The 16872-nt window shown below is 72.2% G+C and carries 20 protein-coding genes; 12 read left to right on the plus strand and 8 right to left on the minus strand.

The annotated features are described in order from the left end of the window. The first annotated feature begins 8 nt into the window (after positions 1 to 8). Together QMK61_RS06050 and QMK61_RS06055 are read left to right on the plus strand one after the other, a co-directional pair. Entirely contained in the window at positions 9 to 1397 is a 1389-nt protein-coding gene (locus tag QMK61_RS06050) for a sugar porter family MFS transporter (RefSeq protein WP_302071205.1), read from the plus strand. A gap of 117 nt (positions 1398 to 1514) precedes the next feature. Further along, on the plus strand, positions 1515 to 2234 hold the full coding sequence (locus QMK61_RS06055; protein WP_302071206.1) for an HAD family hydrolase: 720 nt from the start codon (positions 1515 to 1517) through the stop codon (positions 2232 to 2234). Between the two features lies 1 nt (position 2235). On the opposite strand, the gene QMK61_RS06060 is transcribed toward QMK61_RS06055, so the two are convergent. Continuing rightward, positions 2236 to 2511 (minus strand): hypothetical protein, encoded by a 276-nt coding sequence (locus tag QMK61_RS06060; protein ID WP_302071207.1) that lies wholly within the window; start codon positions 2509 to 2511, stop codon positions 2236 to 2238. Between the two features lie 68 nt (positions 2512 to 2579). On the opposite strand from QMK61_RS06060, the gene QMK61_RS06065 reads away from it, so the two are divergent. After that, complete coding sequence (locus QMK61_RS06065; RefSeq protein ID WP_302071456.1) at positions 2580 to 2768, plus strand: CPXCG motif-containing cysteine-rich protein; 189 nt, start codon at positions 2580 to 2582, stop codon at positions 2766 to 2768. A gap of 347 nt (positions 2769 to 3115) precedes the next feature. On the opposite strand, the gene pncA is transcribed toward QMK61_RS06065, so the two are convergent. Further along, on the minus strand, positions 3116 to 3751 hold the full coding sequence (pncA, locus tag QMK61_RS06070) for a bifunctional nicotinamidase/pyrazinamidase (RefSeq protein WP_302071208.1): 636 nt from the start codon (positions 3749 to 3751) through the stop codon (positions 3116 to 3118). A gap of 89 nt (positions 3752 to 3840) precedes the next feature. Here pncA and QMK61_RS06075 point away from each other — a divergent pair, with 89 nt between their 5' ends. Next, on the plus strand, positions 3841 to 4230 hold the full coding sequence (locus tag QMK61_RS06075; protein ID WP_302071209.1) for a hypothetical protein: 390 nt from the start codon (positions 3841 to 3843) through the stop codon (positions 4228 to 4230). 26 nt (positions 4231 to 4256) lie between these two features. Here QMK61_RS06075 and cls read toward each other — a convergent pair whose 3' ends face one another. The 3 genes from cls to QMK61_RS06090 form a co-directional block, all read right to left on the minus strand. Then, entirely contained in the window at positions 4257 to 5648 is a 1392-nt protein-coding gene (gene cls / locus QMK61_RS06080) for a cardiolipin synthase (RefSeq protein ID WP_302071210.1), read from the minus strand. A 110-nt stretch (positions 5649 to 5758) separates the two neighbouring features. Then, positions 5759 to 7141, minus strand: coding sequence for an FAD/NAD(P)-binding protein (locus QMK61_RS06085; protein ID WP_302071211.1), 1383 nt, complete (start codon positions 7139 to 7141; stop codon positions 5759 to 5761). A gap of 19 nt (positions 7142 to 7160) precedes the next feature. Further along, the gene (locus tag QMK61_RS06090) at positions 7161 to 7742 is read right to left on the minus strand and encodes a cysteine dioxygenase (protein WP_302071212.1); all 582 of its coding nucleotides are present in this window, start codon (positions 7740 to 7742) and stop codon (positions 7161 to 7163) included. A 231-nt stretch (positions 7743 to 7973) separates the two neighbouring features. Here QMK61_RS06090 and QMK61_RS06095 point away from each other — a divergent pair, with 231 nt between their 5' ends. Then, positions 7974 to 8261 (plus strand): hypothetical protein, encoded by a 288-nt coding sequence (locus QMK61_RS06095; protein ID WP_302071213.1) that lies wholly within the window; start codon positions 7974 to 7976, stop codon positions 8259 to 8261. Positions 8262 to 8566: 305 nt separating this feature from the next. Here the strand turns inward: QMK61_RS06095 and QMK61_RS06100 are convergent, their stop codons facing one another. Further along, positions 8567 to 9223: an energy transducer TonB gene (locus QMK61_RS06100; RefSeq protein WP_302071214.1), complete on the minus strand. Its 657-nt coding sequence runs from the start codon at positions 9221 to 9223 to the stop codon at positions 8567 to 8569. Between the two features lie 383 nt (positions 9224 to 9606). Here QMK61_RS06100 and QMK61_RS06105 point away from each other — a divergent pair, with 383 nt between their 5' ends. After that, a complete protein-coding gene (locus tag QMK61_RS06105; RefSeq protein ID WP_302071215.1) occupies positions 9607 to 10269 on the plus strand; it encodes a hemolysin III family protein in 663 nt (220 codons plus the stop codon). A gap of 1 nt (position 10270) precedes the next feature. Here the strand turns inward: QMK61_RS06105 and QMK61_RS06110 are convergent, their stop codons facing one another. Continuing rightward, positions 10271 to 10756 carry a DUF456 family protein gene (locus QMK61_RS06110; RefSeq protein WP_302071217.1) on the minus strand — a complete coding sequence of 162 codons (486 nt, stop codon included), beginning with the start codon at positions 10754 to 10756 and terminating at the stop codon, positions 10271 to 10273. Positions 10757 to 10858: 102 nt separating this feature from the next. Between QMK61_RS06110 and QMK61_RS06115 the strand changes: the two genes are divergently transcribed. Next, on the plus strand, positions 10859 to 11509 hold the full coding sequence (locus tag QMK61_RS06115) for an RIO1 family regulatory kinase/ATPase (protein WP_302071218.1): 651 nt from the start codon (positions 10859 to 10861) through the stop codon (positions 11507 to 11509). Between the two features lie 185 nt (positions 11510 to 11694). On the opposite strand, the gene QMK61_RS06120 is transcribed toward QMK61_RS06115, so the two are convergent. Then, the gene (locus QMK61_RS06120; RefSeq protein WP_302071219.1) at positions 11695 to 12471 is read right to left on the minus strand and encodes a ferredoxin--NADP reductase; all 777 of its coding nucleotides are present in this window, start codon (positions 12469 to 12471) and stop codon (positions 11695 to 11697) included. A 203-nt stretch (positions 12472 to 12674) separates the two neighbouring features. Here QMK61_RS06120 and QMK61_RS06125 point away from each other — a divergent pair, with 203 nt between their 5' ends. The 5 genes from QMK61_RS06125 (at position 12675) to QMK61_RS06145 (ending at position 16855) form a co-directional block, all read left to right on the plus strand. After that, on the plus strand, positions 12675 to 13319 hold the full coding sequence (locus tag QMK61_RS06125) for a TMEM175 family protein (protein WP_302071221.1): 645 nt from the start codon (positions 12675 to 12677) through the stop codon (positions 13317 to 13319). Between the two features lie 40 nt (positions 13320 to 13359). After that, positions 13360 to 14352, plus strand: coding sequence for a tRNA dihydrouridine(20/20a) synthase DusA (gene dusA / locus QMK61_RS06130; protein ID WP_302071223.1), 993 nt, complete (start codon positions 13360 to 13362; stop codon positions 14350 to 14352). A gap of 82 nt (positions 14353 to 14434) precedes the next feature. Beyond that, complete coding sequence (locus QMK61_RS06135) at positions 14435 to 14776, plus strand: hypothetical protein (protein ID WP_302071224.1); 342 nt, start codon at positions 14435 to 14437, stop codon at positions 14774 to 14776. Then, positions 14776 to 15468, plus strand: coding sequence for a response regulator transcription factor (locus tag QMK61_RS06140; RefSeq protein WP_302071225.1), 693 nt, complete (start codon positions 14776 to 14778; stop codon positions 15466 to 15468). Before QMK61_RS06135 ends, QMK61_RS06140 begins: the two co-directional genes overlap by 1 nt. Further along, positions 15434 to 16855, plus strand: a complete 1422-nt coding sequence (locus QMK61_RS06145) for an ATP-binding protein (RefSeq protein WP_302071226.1) — start codon at positions 15434 to 15436, stop codon at positions 16853 to 16855. The genes QMK61_RS06140 and QMK61_RS06145 overlap by 35 nt, the downstream gene beginning before the upstream one ends. Positions 16856 to 16872: the final 17 nt, after the last annotated feature.

The following is a 16872-nucleotide window of genomic DNA, read 5'->3' on the forward strand; positions in this document are numbered from 1 at the left end:
GGGACACCATGAACGCCATCGCCCAACCGCTCGTCGCGCGCCCGCGCACCGCCATCGTGCTCACCTGCGGCCTCGCCGCACTGGCCGGGCTGATGTTCGGCCTGGACATCGGCGTGATCTCCGGCGCGCAGCAGTTCATCCAGAAGGAGTTCGGCGTCGGCGACCGGACGATCGAGTGGATCGTGAGCGCGATGATGCTGGGCGCGGCGATCGGCGCGCTGGGCGCCGGCTGGCTGTCCGCCGCGCTGGGGCGCAAGCGTTCGCTGGTGCTCGCCGGCGCGCTGTTCGTGGCCGGCTCGCTGCTGTGCGGCGGCGCGTGGTCGCCGGCGGCGCTGATCGTGGCGCGGCTGGTGCTGGGCCTGGCGATCGGCGTGGCCACCTTCACCGCGCCGCTGTACCTGGCCGAGGTGGCGCCGGAGCGCATCCGCGGCGCGATGATCGGGATGTACCAGCTGATGATCACGCTGGGCATCCTGCTGGCCTTCCTCGCCGACACCGCGCTCAGCGCCAGCGGCAACTGGCGCTGGATGCTGGGCGTGATCGCGATCCCCGGCGCGCTGTTCCTGCTCGGCCTGTTCCCGCTGCCGGAAAGCCCGCGCTGGCTGGTGATGCGCGGCCGGCGGGCGGAGGCCGAAGTGGTGCTGTGCCGCCTGCGCGGCGACGCGGCCCAGGCGTCGCGCGAGGCGGGCGAGATCAAGGCGCAGTTGCGCACGCCGCAGCGCGGCTGGCACCTGTTCCTGGAAAACCGCGACTTCCGCCGCTCGGTGGGCCTGGGCGTGCTGCTGCAGGTGATGCAGCAGTTCACCGGCATCAACGTGGTGATGTACTACGCGCCGCGCATCTTCCAGGGCATGGGCTACGCCACCGGCGCGCAGATGAAGTTCACCGCGCTGGTGGGCCTGGTGAACGTGCTGGCCACCTTCGTCGCGATCGCGCTGGTGGACCGCTGGGGGCGCAAGCCGATCCTGTATGCCGGCTTCGCCACGATGGCGACGGGGCTGGGCATCGTCGGCGCGCTGATGCATGCGGGCCTGGCCACGCACGGCGAGCAGTGGCTCGCGGTGGCGATGCTGCTGGTGTTCATCGCGGGCTTCGCGATGTCGGCCGGGCCGTTGATCTGGACGCTGTGCTCGGAGGTGCAGCCGCTGAAGGGCCGCGACTTCGGCATCGCCTGCTCCACCTTCACCAACTGGGCGGCGAACATGCTGGTGGGACTCACCTTCCTCAGCCTGTTGAACGGCATCGGGCAGGCGGAGACGTTCGGGCTGTACGCGGCGCTGAACGTGCTGTTCCTGGTGTTCACCCGCTGGCTGGTGCCGGAGACGCGCGGCGTGTCGCTGGAGCGGATCGAGCGGAACCTGATGGCCGGGAAGCCGTTGCGGCGCATTGGGCGATAGACCATGCGCCTTTCGTCCTCCCTGCGACGGGAATAGAAGGCCGGACAAGGCGGGCGGGGGCCCTTGCGCGGGTTGCGCTATGCTGCCGCGCTTCCTCCCGCGACGACGCGCTTCCCCATGCTCCGACTGATCGGCTTCGACGGCGACGACACGCTGTGGCACAGCGAGGACTACTACCGGCGCGCGAACGAGGCCTTCGCCGCCATCGTCGGCCGCTACGCAGACCTGGACGACGCCGACGTGCACGCGACGATGCTCGCCACCGAGCGGCGCAATCTCGCGCTGTTCGGCTACGGCGCCAAGGGCATGACGCTGTCGATGGTGGAGACCGCCATCGCGGTCACCGGGGGACGCATCGCGGTAGCCGACATCCACCGCCTGATCGAGATCGGCAAGGACGTGCTGCAGCACCCGGTGGAACTGCTGCCCGGCATCCGCGAGGCGGTGGCGGCGGTGGCGGAGGCGCACGCGGTGGCGCTGATCACCAAGGGCGACCTGTTCCACCAGGAGCGCAAGGTGCGCCAGTCGGGCCTGGCCGGGCTGTTCGGCCGCATCGAGATCGTCTCGGAGAAGGACGGCGCCGCCTACCGCCGCGTGCTGGCCGAGTTCGACCTCGAGCCGGCGCAGTTCGCGATGGTGGGCAACTCGCTGCGCTCGGACATCGAGCCGGTGCTGCGCCTGGGCGGCTGGGGCGTGCACATGCCCTACCACGTCACCTGGGCGCACGAGCTGGACCACGGCGTGGGCGAGGGCGACGCGCGGCGGATGGTGGCGGTGGACACGCCGGCGGGCATTCCCGCGGCGGTGGCGGAACTGGCGGCGCGGGCCGCGCGATGAATCACTCCGCCGCGGCGGGCGCGTCGTCGCCGAAGCCGGTGTAGTCCTCGGGGAACACCGGCGTGCCGTCGTCCTCCAGCCCCTGCAGCGCGGCCAGCGCATCGGCGGCCGCCTGCTCGGCCACGGCCTGTTCGCGGAAGCTGCGGTTCTCGCAGATCGCGTAGTACACCGGGAAGCCCGGCCCGAGCGGCGTCACCGCGAGCCAGGCGGTGTAGCGCGAGCCTTCCAGGCTGGCGCCGGAACGGACGCGGTATCGGTTGAACGTACGCTCTGCCATGACATGCCTTCCACGCGGGAGGGGCAAGTATACGAGCCCGTCCGCGATCACCAAGCCACCGCATGCGCATGCTCGTGCCCGCCGATGTCCGCTGCCCGTATTGCGGCGAAGGCATCGCCATCCTGCTCGACCCCTCCACCGACGGCCAGGAGTACGTCGAGGACTGCCAGGTGTGCTGCCGGCCGATCGCGGTGCGCGTGGACCTCGACGACGACGGCATGCCGCACGCCAGCCTCGGGCGCGAGGACGAGGGGTGAGGGCGCAAGCCCGTCATTCCGGGAAAAGCCCACTGCCGTCCGGGCGAATTCCTGCCGCCGGATGAACGCCTCCCCCTGCTTGCAGGGGGAGGTTGGGAGGGGGTAACGCTTTGGCTTTCAAGCCAAGAGCACCCCTCCCCAACCCTCCCCTGCACGCAGGGGAGGGAGCCTGCCCCGCTTCGCCTTCGAAGCAGGCGGCAGTCTTGCCCGCACTCCTGCTTGCCGATCTTCGGTGCAGGTTCGACCGGCATCAACACCTATTCCGGCTTTGCCGGAATGTCGGCATGGGCGTCGGCGCGTCGAGGCGCTGCGATCAGGGCGGTGCTTCGGTACAGCCGCGTCCGTCGCTACGGTGCCGTCGCAGCTTCGGCGATGCCGATGCCCGCCTGGCGCAGGGTTTCCCGCAAGGCTTCGTCCCCGCCCGCCGCCACCGGCCGCGAGAGATCCCACAGCACGGTCGCGCGGAAGCCCAGCGCCACGGCGTCCTGTGCCGTCCACAGCACGCACACGTCGCGCGCCAGGCCGCACACGGCCACCTCGTCCACGCCGCGCTCGCGCAGCCAGCCGGCCAGGCCGGTGGGCGGGCGCGTGCCTTGCGGGCCGTGGTTCTCGCGGAAGGCGCTGTACGAATCCACCTGCGGGTCGCTGCCCTTGCGCAGCACCAGGTCGGCCGCGGACCAGTCGATCGCTGGATGCAGCGCCGCGCCCGGCGTGCCCTGCACGCAGTGGTCCGGCCACAGCGTCTGCGGCTGGCCGTGCAGCTCGATGCGCTGGAACGGCGCCGTGCCCGGATGCGCGCTGGCGAAGGAGGCGTGCCCGGCCGGGTGCCAGTCCTGCGTGGCCACCACGTGGCGAAAGCGGCGCCGGCGCAGCAGGCGGTCGATGCCCGGCACGATCGCGTCGCCTTCGTGGCAGGCCAGCGCGCCGCCGGGCATGAAGTCCGGCTGCACGTCGACGACGATCAGGGCGGCGTTCGGCGGCATCGCGTTCGGCATGGGCGTGTGGCGGGGCGGGGGAGGCGCTAGTCTAGCGCGGGGCGGACGTCGCCCGGCTCGCGGGGGAAAGGCGCAGGATGGAATACGACCAGTCGTGGATGGGGTATGGCGTCGTCGGTGGCCTGGAGGCCGGCGCGATCAGCCTGGCGGTCGGCTTCCTGCTGTACCTGCTGTTCCATGCGATCGGCCGGCGGCGCGGCTGGGGCTATGGCCCGCGCGTGGGCTGGTCCTACCTGCTGACGCTGGTGCCCACCGCCAGCGGCGACCTGTGGAACCTGTTCTACTTCAACTACACCTCCGGCCTGCAGTCGCTGCAGCTGCTGCACGCCAAGCTGGCCGAGGTCCACGATCCCGACGGCATCGGCACCCGCGTGCTGTTCGAGCTGCTCGGCGCCGCGGTCGGCGTGTACGTGGCCTGGGCGCTGTGCAGCGGGGACTGGAAGCGGCGCTTCTTCGGCGGCAAGTGAATCCTGCCGCGGTCCACGGGCGTCGCTCACAGCACCGGATCGAACAGCCTCGCCACGTGCATCGCCAGCCGCCGCAACCAGGGGGCGTCGTCGTACTCGGCTTCGGCGACTTCCGCCGCGTGGCCGAAGTCGGTGCGCAGCATCGCTTCCACCGCCGCGGCGAAGGCGGGATCGACGTTCAGCGCGGCGATCTCGAAGTTGAGGCGGAACGAGCGGCTGTCGAGGTTCATGCTGCCGACGGCGGCGGTGTCGTCGTCCACCAGCAGCACCTTCTGGTGCATGAAGCCGGGGCCGTGGCGGAACACGCGCATGCCGGCGCGCACGGCGTCGCGCGCGTGCAGCGCGGAGGCGAGGAACACCGCGGCGTGGTCGGCGCGCGAGGGGATCAGCACGCGCACGTCCACGCCGCGGAACACCGCCAGCCGCAACGCGGCCATCACCGCGTGGTCGGGCACGAAGTAGGGCGTGGTCAGCCATAACCGCCGGCGTGCGGCGTTGATCGCGGCGACGAAGAACAGCGAGCAGCTTTCCTGCCGGTCGGCGGGGCCGGTGGCGGCGACCAGGGTGTGCGCGCCGCCCCGGCCGGGCGGCGGCGTGCGCAGCGGCGGCAGCGCACCGGTGACCCAGTGCCAGTCCTCGGCGAAGCTGCGCTGCAGTTCGCCCACGGCTGGGCCGCGCAGTTCCAGGTGGGTGTCGCGCCAGGGCGCCAGCGGCGGCTTCAGGCCCAGGTACTCGTCGCCCACGTTGAGGCCGCCGAGGTAGCCGACCGCGCCGTCCACCACCACGATCTTGCGGTGGTTGCGGAAGTTGAGCTGGAAGCGGCTGTGCCGTTGCCGGGTGGCGAACGGGTGGATAGCCACGCCGCCGGCGCGCAGCGTCTCCACGTAGTGGCGCGGCAAGGCATGGCTGCCGATGCCGTCGTACAGCACGCACACGTCCACGCCGGCGGCGGCCCGCTCCAGCAAGGCCTGCTGCATGCGCCGGCCGAGGCCGTCGTCGCGGAGGATGAAGAACTGCACCAGCACGCAATGCCGCGCCTGCGCGATGGCGGCGAGGATCGCCGCGAAGGTGGCTTCGCCGTCCACCAGCAGGCGCAACTGCTGGCCGGGATGGAAACGGGTGTCCAGCATCGCGCACAGCGCGGCATAGGGCGCGCAGGCCGGCGCGGCGGTCCCGTCGCCGCGCGGCTGCGTCAGCGCGAGCTGGTGGCGGTGGCGGCGGTGCTGCACCACGTAGCCGAGGAAGCGCCGGCGGCCGAGGTAGAGGTACGGCACCAGGGTGATCCAGGGCAGCAGCGCCAGCCCGAGCGCCCAGGCGAACGCGCCCTGCGGCGTGCGGGTGTGCATCACCGCGTGGGCGGCGGCGCACAGGCCGGCGAGGTGGACCAGGGCGACGACGAGGGTGAGCGGCAGCGGCATGTGCGCAGCTTAGAGCCTGTTCACGATCTCCAGACACCTCGCGTTGGCTTCGCATGGCCGCCATGCGTGATCAACCCGGAGGGTCGGGTTGCTTGGCCGTCGCCGCGCACTCAGGCCGTGCGGCCGCCCTCGCCCAGCATCCGGTCGGCCAACTGGCGGGCCTGCTGGCGGATCTCCGGCATCGCGGTGGTTTCCCACAGGGTGCCGCGCAACAGGCCGCCGATGGCGAACAGCCGCGACCACGGGCGGCCGTCGTGCAGCAGGCGGCCGTCGGCGTCGGCGCGCCAGCCCAGGCCGAGCGGGTCGGACTCGATGTGGCCGTTGGTGAGCAGTTGCCGCACCAGCGGGTGCGGCGTGCGGCGCACGTCGAAGTCCATGCCGGTGGTCTGGATCGCCAGGTCCGCGTGCAGCGGCGGCAGGGCGCGGCCGGCGTGGGCCAGTTCCAGGCGCAGGCCGCCGGCGTCCGCGGTGGCCGTGCGCAGTCGGCCGCGCAGCAGGCGCAGGCGGCCTTCGCGTTCCAGCGCCCGGATGCCGTCGGCGGCGGCGGGTGGCATGCGATGGCGCGTGCGCTCCCAGGCCCAGCGCAGGTGGCGCAGGAAGCGCGCCCGTTCCTCGTCGGGCAGCGCGGCCCATAGCGCGGGCGTGTGCGGGCGCAGGCTGTCGAGCACGGCGCGCCAGTCGTCGAGCGGTGCGCAGGCCTCGCGCAACTGGCGCAGCCAGATGCGCACGGACGGCGCGTCGAGCATCGCCGTGGGCAGCGTGTCCGCGTCCTCCGGCGGCACGGCCGGCTGCTCGTTGTGCGCCTCGGGCAGCCGGCCGTGGCGCGAGACGGCGGTGAAGCGCGCCTGCGGCCAGCGCGCGGCCAGTTCCAGCAGCACGTCCACCGCGGTGAGGCCGAGGCCGAGCACGGCGACCTCGCGCGGCGCCGCATCGTCGACCGCTCCGGCGAGGAAGCGCCAGGGTTCGACCACGTAGCGGCCGTCGGCGAGCGTGGCTTCGGCCACGCCGGGCAGCGGTTGTGGCGGCAGCGTGCCCAGCGCCAGCACGACGGCTTCCACCCGGGTCTCGCTGTCGCCGTGGAACACGGTGACGCCGTCGGCTTCCGGCACCACGGCCTGCACCGCGAACGGCAGCATGTGCACGTCGTGCCCGTGCGCGCCGGCCTGCGCCAGCGCGCCGGCGGTCTCGGCCTCGAGGTAGTCGCCGTACAGGCGGCGCGGCAGGAAGTCGGTGGCGGCGATGGCGGGGTCGCCGCGGCGCGCGTATTCGAGGAAGCCGTTGGGGCGGTGCGCGAACATGCCCATGGAGGCGGCGCGCACGTTCAGCAGGTGGCGTTCGGAGCGGGTGGCATAGGCGACGCCGCGGCCGGGTGCGGCGTCGCCGCCGGTGTACCAGTCCAGGTGCAGCGGCTGGCCGGTGCGGCGGCTCAGCAGTTCGCTGAGCAGCGACGCGCCCGCGGCGCCGCCGCCGATGATGGCGACACGTCGGAACATTCGGCTCCCCGCTTGGCCCTCAGACGCGCAGCGCTCCGTCGATGCGCAGGTGCGCCGGTTGCACGCGCCAGCGTCCGCCGCGCGCGTCCGGTTCGTAGGTGTTGCAGTCGGCGAGGTCGCCGCCGTAGACATGCAGGCTCAGCGCGACCTCGTGGCGCGACAGGTTGCGGCAGCGGTGCATGCTGGGCGGGTCGGCGTCGAACCAGTGCGCGTCGCCGGGGCCGAGCCAGTCGCGCCCGCGCAACTGCCAGCCGTCACCGGTGGCGGGGCGCGTCCACGCTTCCACTTCCAGCGCACCGTGCAGGCTCATCTCCAGGCCCCACAGGCCGCCGTGGTCGTGCGACGGCGTGGCATGGTTCGGCGGCCATGCCAGCAGCAGCACGCTCAGCGGCGACGGGCCGCCGCGGCGCGCCAGCAGCAGGCGCCGCAGGCCGCGCGGCGTTCGGCGCAGGCCGGCCAGGTCGGCCGCGATGGCGCCGGCGTCGCGGTGCACCACCACGCCCAGTTCGCGGGCCAGCGCGGCGAGGTCGGGATGCGGGTCGCGCGCATGCGCCAGGGCGATGTCGCGCAAGGCCTTCAGGTGGTGTCGATGTCTGCTCATGCGGGCAGGCCATGGGGAAAAGCGGCGGCCAGTGGAGCATGCCCGCCGTTAAGAGGCCGTTTGCAATCCGCATGACTTCCGCACCATGGAAAACCCGTTGCGCGGGACTAGCATGGGGGCCGTAAACCTTCGCGCGCGCCGCGGCATCCAAGCGCGTGCAGGCGGATGTCTCCCGGGCGCCGGAATGATGCCCGCGGGGTCGCCATCACACGGGTTTCCGGAGGAACGGACATGATCGAGCTGTGCGTGGGACTGGTGGTTGCGGCGGTCGCGCTGTGGCTGGTGTTCGCGGCGATCGGCGTCGTGTTCAAGCTGGTGTTCGCGCTGGTCGGCGGCGTGTTCGGCCTGCTGGCCGGCCTGCTGGGCCTGCTGGTCGGCGGTGTGGTACTGCTGGCGGTGGCGCCGATCGTGGCGCTGGCGCTGCTGCCGTTCTGCCTGCCGGTGCTGTTGCTGGCGGGGCTGGTGTGGGCGATCGCCCGCGCCGCGCGGCACACGCCGGCGGCGCACCCGACGCATTGATCCGGAGCGGGCGCGGCACGCCGCGCCCGCCAGGCGTCAGAGCCTGTTCAAAATCTCCCCGTGGCCCGCGCCGGGAGCGGTTTGCGCGCAGGCCAAGGAAGAGCGAGGGAGTGGACGTCCGTCCACGACGGAGCGATGACACCGGCCTGTGGGCAAACAGACCCGGCCCTCCGGGTTGCCTTGCCCTGGCCGCCACGCGGCAGCGCGCGGCTTGGCCAGCCAGCCAGGCAGGCGCTGCGCCACGCACTCCCACCTCGCGGTCAGGGCAAGGCAACGCGAGCTACGGGGAGACTTTGAACAGGCTCTCACATCCCGCGCAGGGCGAAGCTCACCGGCACCTGCGCCCAGGCCCGCACCGCGCGGCCGTCCACCCTCGCTGGGCTGAAGCGCCAACCGGCCAGCACCTGCTCTCGCGCGCTGCGGTCGAGCAGCGGGTAGCCGCTGGTCCGCGCGACCCGCACGTCCAGCGGCTTGCCGCTCTCGTCCACCAGCACGCGCAGCAGCACCGTGCCCTGCATGTGCCGCCGCAGCGCCTGCACCGGATAGCGCAATGGCGCGGCGCGATAGGCGAGGCTGGCCTCGACCGGCGCCGGCGCGGCGTCGCCGATGGGCGCGGGCGTCGCCGCCGGCGGTGCCGGCGTGGCAGCCAGCCGGCCTTCGTCGGTGGGGGCCGCGACCGGCGGGGTGGCCGGTTTCGGCATGACGCGCGGCGTCGCCGGCAAGGGCTTCGGCAGTGGCTTGGGCAAGGGTGGCGCCGGCGGCTCGGGCGCCGGCCTGGGTGCGGAGATCCAGTCGATGAGGGTGGTGTCGTGCGCGGCGCGGGCCCGCGGCACGGACGGCGCCTGCGGCCGGAGCGCGACGAGCAGCAGCGAGAGGTTGAGGGCGAGGGTGGCGCTGAGCGCGGCGATGCGCGCCGGTTCCGGGCGCGCGCGGTGAACGACAGCCAGGCTTGCGGACGACATGGCGACCTCCTGACGACGATGCGGGTTGTTGGCGAGGCACGCTGCCGGGGAAGCAGGGGGATCGTGCGTCGCGGCTCCAGCCTATGCCCGGGGCGTGGCCGGTGCAACAGGATCGCGACGGCCGTATGGACGTCCGTGGCCGGCGCAAAAAAAGAACCCCGCGCGGGCGGGGCAGGGGAAGGCGGGCCTTGGGGAGGTCTGGCCCGCGATTGCACTTTGCGCAAGGCCGGCTTGCATGCGCGTGCAGCCGGCGTGAGGACCCGTTTAACGTGCAGTACCGGTCGGGCCGTCCGACCATACGCAAAGGTATGCAAGGCGCCGCCTGCCCGCTAAGGTAGGCCGCATGCGGCGCCGCGAGGGCGTCGTTCGTCCGGGAGCCGCGCATGACCGCCACCACCCCATCGTTGCCGCACTACGCCTGGAGCGACGAACTGGCCAGCAGCCTGATCCACGGCGCCGGCATCCTGCTCAGCATCGCCGGGCTGGCCACGCTGGTGGCCTTCGCCGCCCTGCATGGCGATGCCCGCGCGGTGACCGCCAGCGCGGTGTACGGCAGCTCGCTGATCCTGCTGTACACCGCCTCCACGCTGTACCACGCGGTGCGCCACGAACGCGCGCGGCGCCACCTGCGCACCCTGGACCACATCGCGATCTACCTGCTGATCGCCGGCACCTACACGCCGTTCACCCTGGTGGCGCTGCCTGGCGCATGGGGCTGGGGGCTGTTCGCCGCGATCTGGTCGCTGGCCCTGCTGGGCAGCGCGCTGGAGCTAGGCCTGCTGGGCCATCGCCGCGGACTGGCCGTGCTGCTGTACGTGGCGATGGGCTGGGTGGGCATGGTGGCGTTCAAGCCGCTGCTGGCGCACCTGCAGCCCGGCGGCATGGCGCTGCTGGTCGGCGGCGGCGCGGCCTACACGCTGGGCGTGCCGTTCTACCTGTGGCGGCGGCTGCCGTACCACCATGCGGTGTGGCATGCCTTCGTGCTGGCCGGCAGCGTGCTGCACTTCCTCGCGGTGCTGCTGTACGTGCTGCCCGGCGGAGCCTGATTCAGCCGATCCACCAGGCGAACGCCGCCAGCCCCACCATCAGCAGCGACAGCACCAGTTTCAGCAGCGCGCCGAACAGCAGGCCCAGCCACGTGCTGATGCCGACGTGGGTGGAGCGCAGCACGCTGCCGCTGGAGCCGAACTCGCCCAGCAGCGCGCCCACGAACGGGCCCAGCACCAGCCCCGCCAGGCCGAAGAACATGCCGACCAGGGTGCCCAGGCTGGCGCCCCAGATCGCCGCCTTGCTGGCGCCCACCCGTTTCGCGCCCAGCGAGGCGGCGACGAAATCCACCACGATGCCCAGCGCGGCCAGCGCGCCCAGCAGCAGCAGCCACCACAGGCCCAGGTGGCGGTAGCCGTCCACCGCCGCGGCCAACCAGATGCCGCCGAAGATCATCGGCAATCCGGGCAGCGCCGGCAGCATGGTGCCGATCAGGCCGCCGGCGACCAGCGCGGCGGCGAGCAGGTACAGCGCGATGTCGAGCATGCGGGCGTCCGTGATGCGGCGGCCGGGCCGCGTCTCGGCCACAATAGCCGATCATGCCGGCGCGGCGGCAGGCCCGCCGGGCCGCATCGAACGGTGTACCGGATGTCCAGCGAAACCATCCTGCTCAAGGCCGACGAGCTCGGCCGCATCGAGGTCGTCGAGCGCGACGGCGTGCGCGCGGTCCGGCGCGACGTCGGCGCCGCGCGCTGGTGGGCGCGCGTGTTCGCGCGCCGCGCGGCCGCGCGCGAGGCGCGGGCGCTGGTCCGGCTCGACGGCGTCGACGGCATTCCCGCCCTGCTCGGCTGGAACGGCCGCGAGCTGCTGCGCGGCTACATTGCCGGCCGGCCGATGCAGCAGGCGCGGCCGCGCGACCGCGCCTACTACCGCGACGCGCTGCGCCTGCTGGCGCGCCTGCACCGGCACGGCATCGTGCACAACGACCTGGCCAAGGAGCCGAACTGGCTGGTGCGCGAGGACGGCCGCCCCGCGCTGGTGGATTTCCAGATCGCCTGGACCCGCGGCCGCCGCGGCGCGCTGTTCCGCCTGCTCGCGCGCGAGGACCTGCGCCACCTGCTCAAGCACAAGCGCACCTATTGCCCGGACGCGCTGAGCGCGCGCCAGCGCGCCATCCTCGCCGCGCCCGCGCCGCATTCGCGGCTGTGGCGCGCCACCGGCAAGCGGCTCTACAAGCTGGTCGCGCGGCGCGTGTTCGGCTACTGGGACAACGAGGGCAAGGGGCGCGTGCGCGACTGAGGCGCGTCGTCCTGCCCGTCATTCCGGCGCAGGCCGGAGACGCTTTTCAACAGACGAAGGTCTGGTCATCCAGCAGCGGAAGCGGTAGGACTTCGCGACAACCGTGCACTGTCGTCACTGGATTCCGGCCTGCGCCGGAATGACGGGCAGGACGACGCGCCGCGCCTGGCGGATCCGGGGCCTGGTCACTTCTCCACGAACGCCCGCTCGATCACGTAGTCGCCCGGCTCCCGCGTGCGCGGCGACGCCTGGAAGCCGCGTCCGTCGAGCAGCGCGCACAGGTCATCCAGCATCGCCGGGCTGCCGCACAGCATCGCGCGGTCGGTTTCGGGGTTGAGCGGCGGCAGGCCGGTGACCTGGCTCATCACGCCGTCGGCGATGGCGTCGGTGATGCGGCCGCGGTTGCGGAACGGCTCGCGCGTCACCGTGGGGTAGTAGATCAGCTTTTCGCGCACCAGCTCGCCCAGGTACTCGTGCCGCGGCAGCTCGTGTTCCAGGTAGTGCGCGTAGGCGAGGTCGTCGACGTGGCGCACACCGTGGGCCAGCACGATCTTCTCGTAGCGCTCGTAGGTGTCCGGGTCGCGGATGATGCTCATGAACGGCGCCAGCCCGGTGCCGGTGCCCAGCAGGTACAGGTGCCTGCCGGGCTTGAGGTCGGTCAGCACCAGCGTGCCGGTGGGCTTGCGCGTGACCATCAGCGGATCGCCGGGCCTGAGGTGCTGCAGGCGCGAGGTGAGCGGGCCGTCCGGCACCTTGATCGAGAAGAACTCCAGGTGTTCCTCCCAGGCGGCGCTGGCGATGGAATAGGCGCGCATCAGCGGACGGCCGTCCACCTCCATGCCGATCATCACGAACTGCCCGCTGTCGAAGCGGAAGCCGGGGTCGCGCGTGGTGCGGAAGGAGAACAGCGTGTCGTTCCAGTGCTGCACGTCGATCACGTGCTCGGTCGCCATGGCTACCATGTTTCGTCGTCTCGATTTCAGGCCGGGGGAAAGCGCGCCGCCGCGCATGGCGGCGACGGGACTCGCGTGGGAGGGCGGTGTGCCGGTGGACCTGGCGAGTGGCCGCGCGGTGCGCGGCGGTGGCGGCATTTTACGCGATCCGGGGCCTCGCCGCCTGCCGTGTTCTCCGGCATCATGCGCGGATCAGGGGATCGGGGAGCCGCATGGAACAGAACGTCACGCCGCACGTGCGCGAACACCACGTGCACCAGCGCCACTTCGACCGCCTGGTGATGCTGTCCGACGGCGTGTTCGCCATCGCGATGACGCTGTCGGCGGTGGAGCTGCGGCCGGAGGCGAAGCCGGGCCAGACGCTGCTGCAGATCTGGGGCCTGCCGCTGCTGGCCTATTTCCTCACGTTCTTCATCCTTGTCACGGTGTGGCTGCAGCATCGGCGCTCCCTCGCGCAGCTGCGCCGCACCGATCACACGCTGACCCTGATCACCATGGTGCTGCTGAGCCTGGTGGCATTGATGCCGGTGCTGATCCGCGCGATGGTCACCACGGAAAGCGGCCTGGCCCCGGGCGTGGGACTGACGGTCTACGCCTTCGCGCTGCTGCTGGTCAACGTCTGCCTCACGGCAGGCTGGGGCTACGCGGCCTTCATCGGCGGACTGGTACCGGACATGCCGCGGCCGAAGGCCTGGGGCTGGCTGCTGCACGACGTGTTCGCCACCCTGACATGGGCCGCGATCGGCTGCTGGCTGCTGCACCTGGTGTGGGCCGCGGTGCTGGCAGGGGCGCTGGCGCTGGCCGCGCGCATCGCCTCGGCGCGGCTGGCGCGCCAGGAGACGGCCGCGGCCGGCTGACCTCCACAGCGGCGTCCCGATCCGGGACAATGGCGGCCTGATGAACATCACCGCTCCTGCCGAATCCGCCGAGCCCTGGCGCCTGTCCGTCGCCCCGATGATGGACTGGACCGACCGCCACTGCCGCTACTTCCACCGCCTGCTGTCGCCCCACGCGCGGCTGTACACCGAGATGGTGACCAGCGCGGCGCTGGTGCGCGGGCGGCAGTTGCGCCTGCTCGAGCACAGCCAGCAGGAACACCCGGTGGCGCTGCAGCTGGGCGGCAGCGAGCCGGCCGAGCTGGCCGAGGCGGCGCGCCTGGGCGCGCGGGCCGGCTACGACGAGATCAACCTCAACGTGGGCTGCCCGTCCGACCGCGTGCAGTCGGGCCGCTTCGGCGCCTGCCTGATGCGCGAGCCGGCGCTGGTGGGCGACTGCGTGAAGGCGATGCGCGACGCGGTATCCGTCCCGGTGACGGTGAAGTGCCGCATCGGCGTGGACGACCAGGACGACTACGCCGGTCTGCAGCATTTCACCGAGACCATGCTGGAGGCCGGCGTCGGCGTGCTGGTGGTGCATGCGCGCAAGGCCTGGCTGAAGGGCCTGAGCCCGAAGGAGAACCGCGAGATCCCGCCGCTGGACTACGGCCGCGTGTACCGGCTCAAGCGCGAGTTCCCGCAGCTGGTGGTGGCGATCAATGGCGGCGTGACCACGGTGGAGGAGGTGTGGGCGCACCTGGAGCACGTCGACGGCGTGATGCTCGGCCGCGCCGCCTACCACGATCCGTACCTGCTGGCGCGGCTGGAGTCGGCGCTGTACGGCGAGCCGCTGCCCGCGCGCGAGGACGTGCTGCGGCGCCTGCGCCCCTACGTCGAGGCCGAGCTGGCGCGCGGCACCGCGCTCAAGCACATCATCCGCCACCTGCTGGGCCTGTACCAGGGCGAACCGGGGGCGCGCGGCTTCCGCCGCCTGCTCAGCGAGGGCGCGCACCGGCCCGGCGCCGGCTGGCCGCTGCTGGAGCGGGCCCTGCCGGCGCGCTACGCTGTGGCATGACGGGCGCCGGCCGGCCGGCATTCAGGCCGGGTTTTCCAACATGGGACGATGGCCGGACCTGCCGGCGCGATCACGACACGACATGGCCCTGAGATTCCCCCGCGCGGCGGCGCACGGCGCCCCGTACATCCTGGCAGGCCTGCTGGCCGGATTGCCGCTGGCCGCCCTGGCGACCGCGCAGCAGCCGTCCGCGGCCTCGCTGGACGAGGCGGTGATCCAGGTGCAGCAACAGACCGGCGGCCGGGTGCTGTCGGCCGAGCAGCGCCATGTCGGGCGCCGGCTGGAGTACCGCATCAAGGTGCTCACGCCCGAGGGGCACGTGAAGGTGGTGGCCGTGTCGGCCGATACCGCTCATGCTCCTTCCGCGGCATCATCCACCAAGAATCCCGCCGGCAACGGCGCGGGCAACAAGGAGAAACACTGATGCGCATCCTTCTGGTTGAAGACGAAGCGCCGCTGCGCGAGACCCTGGCCGCGCGCCTGAAGCGCGACGGCTTCGCCGTCGACGCGGCGCAGGACGGCGAGGAAGGCATCTACATGGGCCGCGAGGTGCCGTTCGACCTGGCGATCATCGACCTGGGCCTGCCCAAGATGTCCGGCATGGAGCTGATCAAGGCCCTGCGCGAGGCCGGCCAGCGCTATCCCATCCTGATCCTCACCGCGCGCGGCGGCTGGCAGGACAAGGTCGAGGGCCTGAAGCAGGGCGCCGACGACTACCTGGTCAAGCCGTTCCATGTCGAGGAACTGCTGGCGCGCATCAACGCGCTGGTGCGCCGCGCCAGCGGCTGGTCCAAGCCGGTGCTGGCCTGCGGCCCGATCAAGCTGGACACCACCGCGCAGACGGTCTCGGTCGAGGGCAAGCCGGTCGACCTCACCAGCTACGAGTACAAGGTGCTGGAATACCTGATGCTGCACGCCGGCGAACTGGTCTCCAAGGCCGACCTCACCGAGCACATCTACCAGCAGGACTTCGACCGCGATTCCAACGTGCTGGAGGTCTTCATCGGCCGCCTGCGCCGGAAGCTGGACCCCGAGGCGACGCTCAAACCCATCGAGACGGTACGTGGACGCGGATACCGCTTTGCCATCCCCCGCAGCGAAAACGACGACGACTGAGCCCGAGCCGCCGCCGCGCCCGTTTTCGCTGGCGGCGCGCGCGGCGCTGGCCACCGGCCTGGTGCTGGCGGCCTTCCTCGGCGCGATCGGGCTGACCCTGTCCAAGACCAATGCCGACAGCGCGCGCAACGCGCTGCAGGACCGGCTGCAGAACTTCGTCATCGCCTATATCGCCGGCACCGACGTCAGCCGCTACGGCCACCCGCTGCTGCCCGACGCCACCCCCGACCCGCGTTTCTCGCGGCCGGGCTCGGGCCTGTACGCGGTGGTGCTGGGCGACCGCGGCTTCCGCTGGGAATCGTCCTCGGCGATCGGCCGCGACTTCGGCTTCCTGAAGCCGCTGGCGGTGGGCGACCACGAGTTCTCCGGCCCGGTGGACACCCGCATGGGCCGGCTCTACTACTACAGCTGGGGCGTGGCCCTGGACCTGCCCGAGCGCAAGCCGGTGCACCTCACCTTCACCGTGGCGCAGACCGAGGAACAACTGGTCAGCAGCAACGCGGTGTACCGGCGCAGCCTGGTCGGCTGGCTGGCCACCCTGGGCGTGCTGCTGATCGTGCTGCAGCTGCTGCTGCTGCGCTGGAGCCTCACCCCGCTGCGCAAGGTGGCCAGCGACATGAGCCGGGTCGAGCGCGGCGACAGCGACCACCTGGACAGCCAGTACCCGCTGGAGCTGACCGGCCTCACCGAGCGCATCAACGGCTTCATCGACAGCGAGCGCGAGCAGCGCACCCGCTACCGCAACACCCTGGCCGACCTGGCGCATAGCCTGAAGACCCCGCTGGCGGTGATCCGCTCGCAGGTGGAGGCCGCCGCCGCCGAGCGACCGCAGCTGCGCGACGCGCTGCTCGACCAGGTGCGCCGCATGGACGAGCTGGTGGCCTACCAACTGGCCCGCGCCGCCACTTCCGGCCGGCAGACCTTCGCCGCCGTCGCGGTGCCGCTGGCCGGCCACGCCGAGGACCTGGTGCGCAGCCTGGAGAAGGTCTACGCCGCCAAGAACGTGCTGTGCGAGTTCGACATCGAGGACGCCGCCGCCTTCCACGGCGAGCAGGGCGACCTGCTGGAGCTGATGGGCAACCTGCTGGAGAACGCCTTCAAGTGGGCCAGCCACCACGTGCTGCTGGTGGCCAAGGTGCAGCCGCAGGCGGGCCGCCCGCGCCCCGGCCTGTGGCTGAGCGTGGAAGACGACGGCCCCGGCATCCCCGAGGACAAGATCGAGAAGGTGCTGCAACGCGGCGTGCGCGGCGACGAGCGCGTGCAGGGCCACGGCATCGGCCTGTCCATCGTGCAGGACATCGTGCGGGCCTACCGCGGCGAACTGGTGGTGGACCGCTCGCCGGAATTCGGCGGCGCCCGCTTCAGCGTGCGCTTCCCGCCGAGCTGAGCACGGCCGGGCGGCGC

The organism is Fulvimonas sp. R45 (assembly GCF_030504985.1).
Lineage (GTDB): Bacteria > Pseudomonadota > Gammaproteobacteria > Xanthomonadales > Rhodanobacteraceae > Rhodanobacter_A.

Excerpts from the sequence above, each read along its gene's own strand:
- dusA (WP_302071223.1), top strand. The coding sequence starts at position 13,360 with ATGAACATCACCGCTCCTGCCGAATCCGCCGAGCCCTGGCGCCTGTCC.
- QMK61_RS06060 (WP_302071207.1), bottom strand. The coding sequence starts at position 2,511 with ATGGCAGAGCGTACGTTCAACCGATACCGCGTCCGTTCCGGCGCCAGC.
- QMK61_RS06115 (WP_302071218.1), top strand. The coding sequence starts at position 10,859 with ATGTCCAGCGAAACCATCCTGCTCAAGGCCGACGAGCTCGGCCGCATC.
- QMK61_RS06110 (WP_302071217.1), bottom strand. The coding sequence starts at position 10,756 with ATGCTCGACATCGCGCTGTACCTGCTCGCCGCCGCGCTGGTCGCCGGC.
- QMK61_RS06135 (WP_302071224.1), top strand. The coding sequence starts at position 14,435 with ATGGCCCTGAGATTCCCCCGCGCGGCGGCGCACGGCGCCCCGTACATC.
- QMK61_RS06105 (WP_302071215.1), top strand. The coding sequence starts at position 9,607 with ATGACCGCCACCACCCCATCGTTGCCGCACTACGCCTGGAGCGACGAA.
- QMK61_RS06125 (WP_302071221.1), top strand. The coding sequence starts at position 12,675 with ATGGAACAGAACGTCACGCCGCACGTGCGCGAACACCACGTGCACCAG.
- QMK61_RS06055 (WP_302071206.1), top strand. The coding sequence starts at position 1,515 with ATGCTCCGACTGATCGGCTTCGACGGCGACGACACGCTGTGGCACAGC.
- QMK61_RS06085 (WP_302071211.1), bottom strand. The coding sequence starts at position 7,141 with ATGTTCCGACGTGTCGCCATCATCGGCGGCGGCGCCGCGGGCGCGTCG.
- QMK61_RS06120 (WP_302071219.1), bottom strand. The coding sequence starts at position 12,471 with ATGGTAGCCATGGCGACCGAGCACGTGATCGACGTGCAGCACTGGAAC.
- QMK61_RS06065 (WP_302071456.1), top strand. The coding sequence starts at position 2,580 with ATGCTCGTGCCCGCCGATGTCCGCTGCCCGTATTGCGGCGAAGGCATC.
- pncA (WP_302071208.1), bottom strand. The coding sequence starts at position 3,751 with ATGCCGCCGAACGCCGCCCTGATCGTCGTCGACGTGCAGCCGGACTTC.
- QMK61_RS06140 (WP_302071225.1), top strand. The coding sequence starts at position 14,776 with ATGCGCATCCTTCTGGTTGAAGACGAAGCGCCGCTGCGCGAGACCCTG.
- QMK61_RS06050 (WP_302071205.1), top strand. The coding sequence starts at position 9 with ATGAACGCCATCGCCCAACCGCTCGTCGCGCGCCCGCGCACCGCCATC.
- QMK61_RS06075 (WP_302071209.1), top strand. The coding sequence starts at position 3,841 with ATGGAATACGACCAGTCGTGGATGGGGTATGGCGTCGTCGGTGGCCTG.
- QMK61_RS06095 (WP_302071213.1), top strand. The coding sequence starts at position 7,974 with ATGATCGAGCTGTGCGTGGGACTGGTGGTTGCGGCGGTCGCGCTGTGG.
- QMK61_RS06100 (WP_302071214.1), bottom strand. The coding sequence starts at position 9,223 with ATGTCGTCCGCAAGCCTGGCTGTCGTTCACCGCGCGCGCCCGGAACCG.
- QMK61_RS06090 (WP_302071212.1), bottom strand. The coding sequence starts at position 7,742 with ATGAGCAGACATCGACACCACCTGAAGGCCTTGCGCGACATCGCCCTG.
- cls (WP_302071210.1), bottom strand. The coding sequence starts at position 5,648 with ATGCCGCTGCCGCTCACCCTCGTCGTCGCCCTGGTCCACCTCGCCGGC.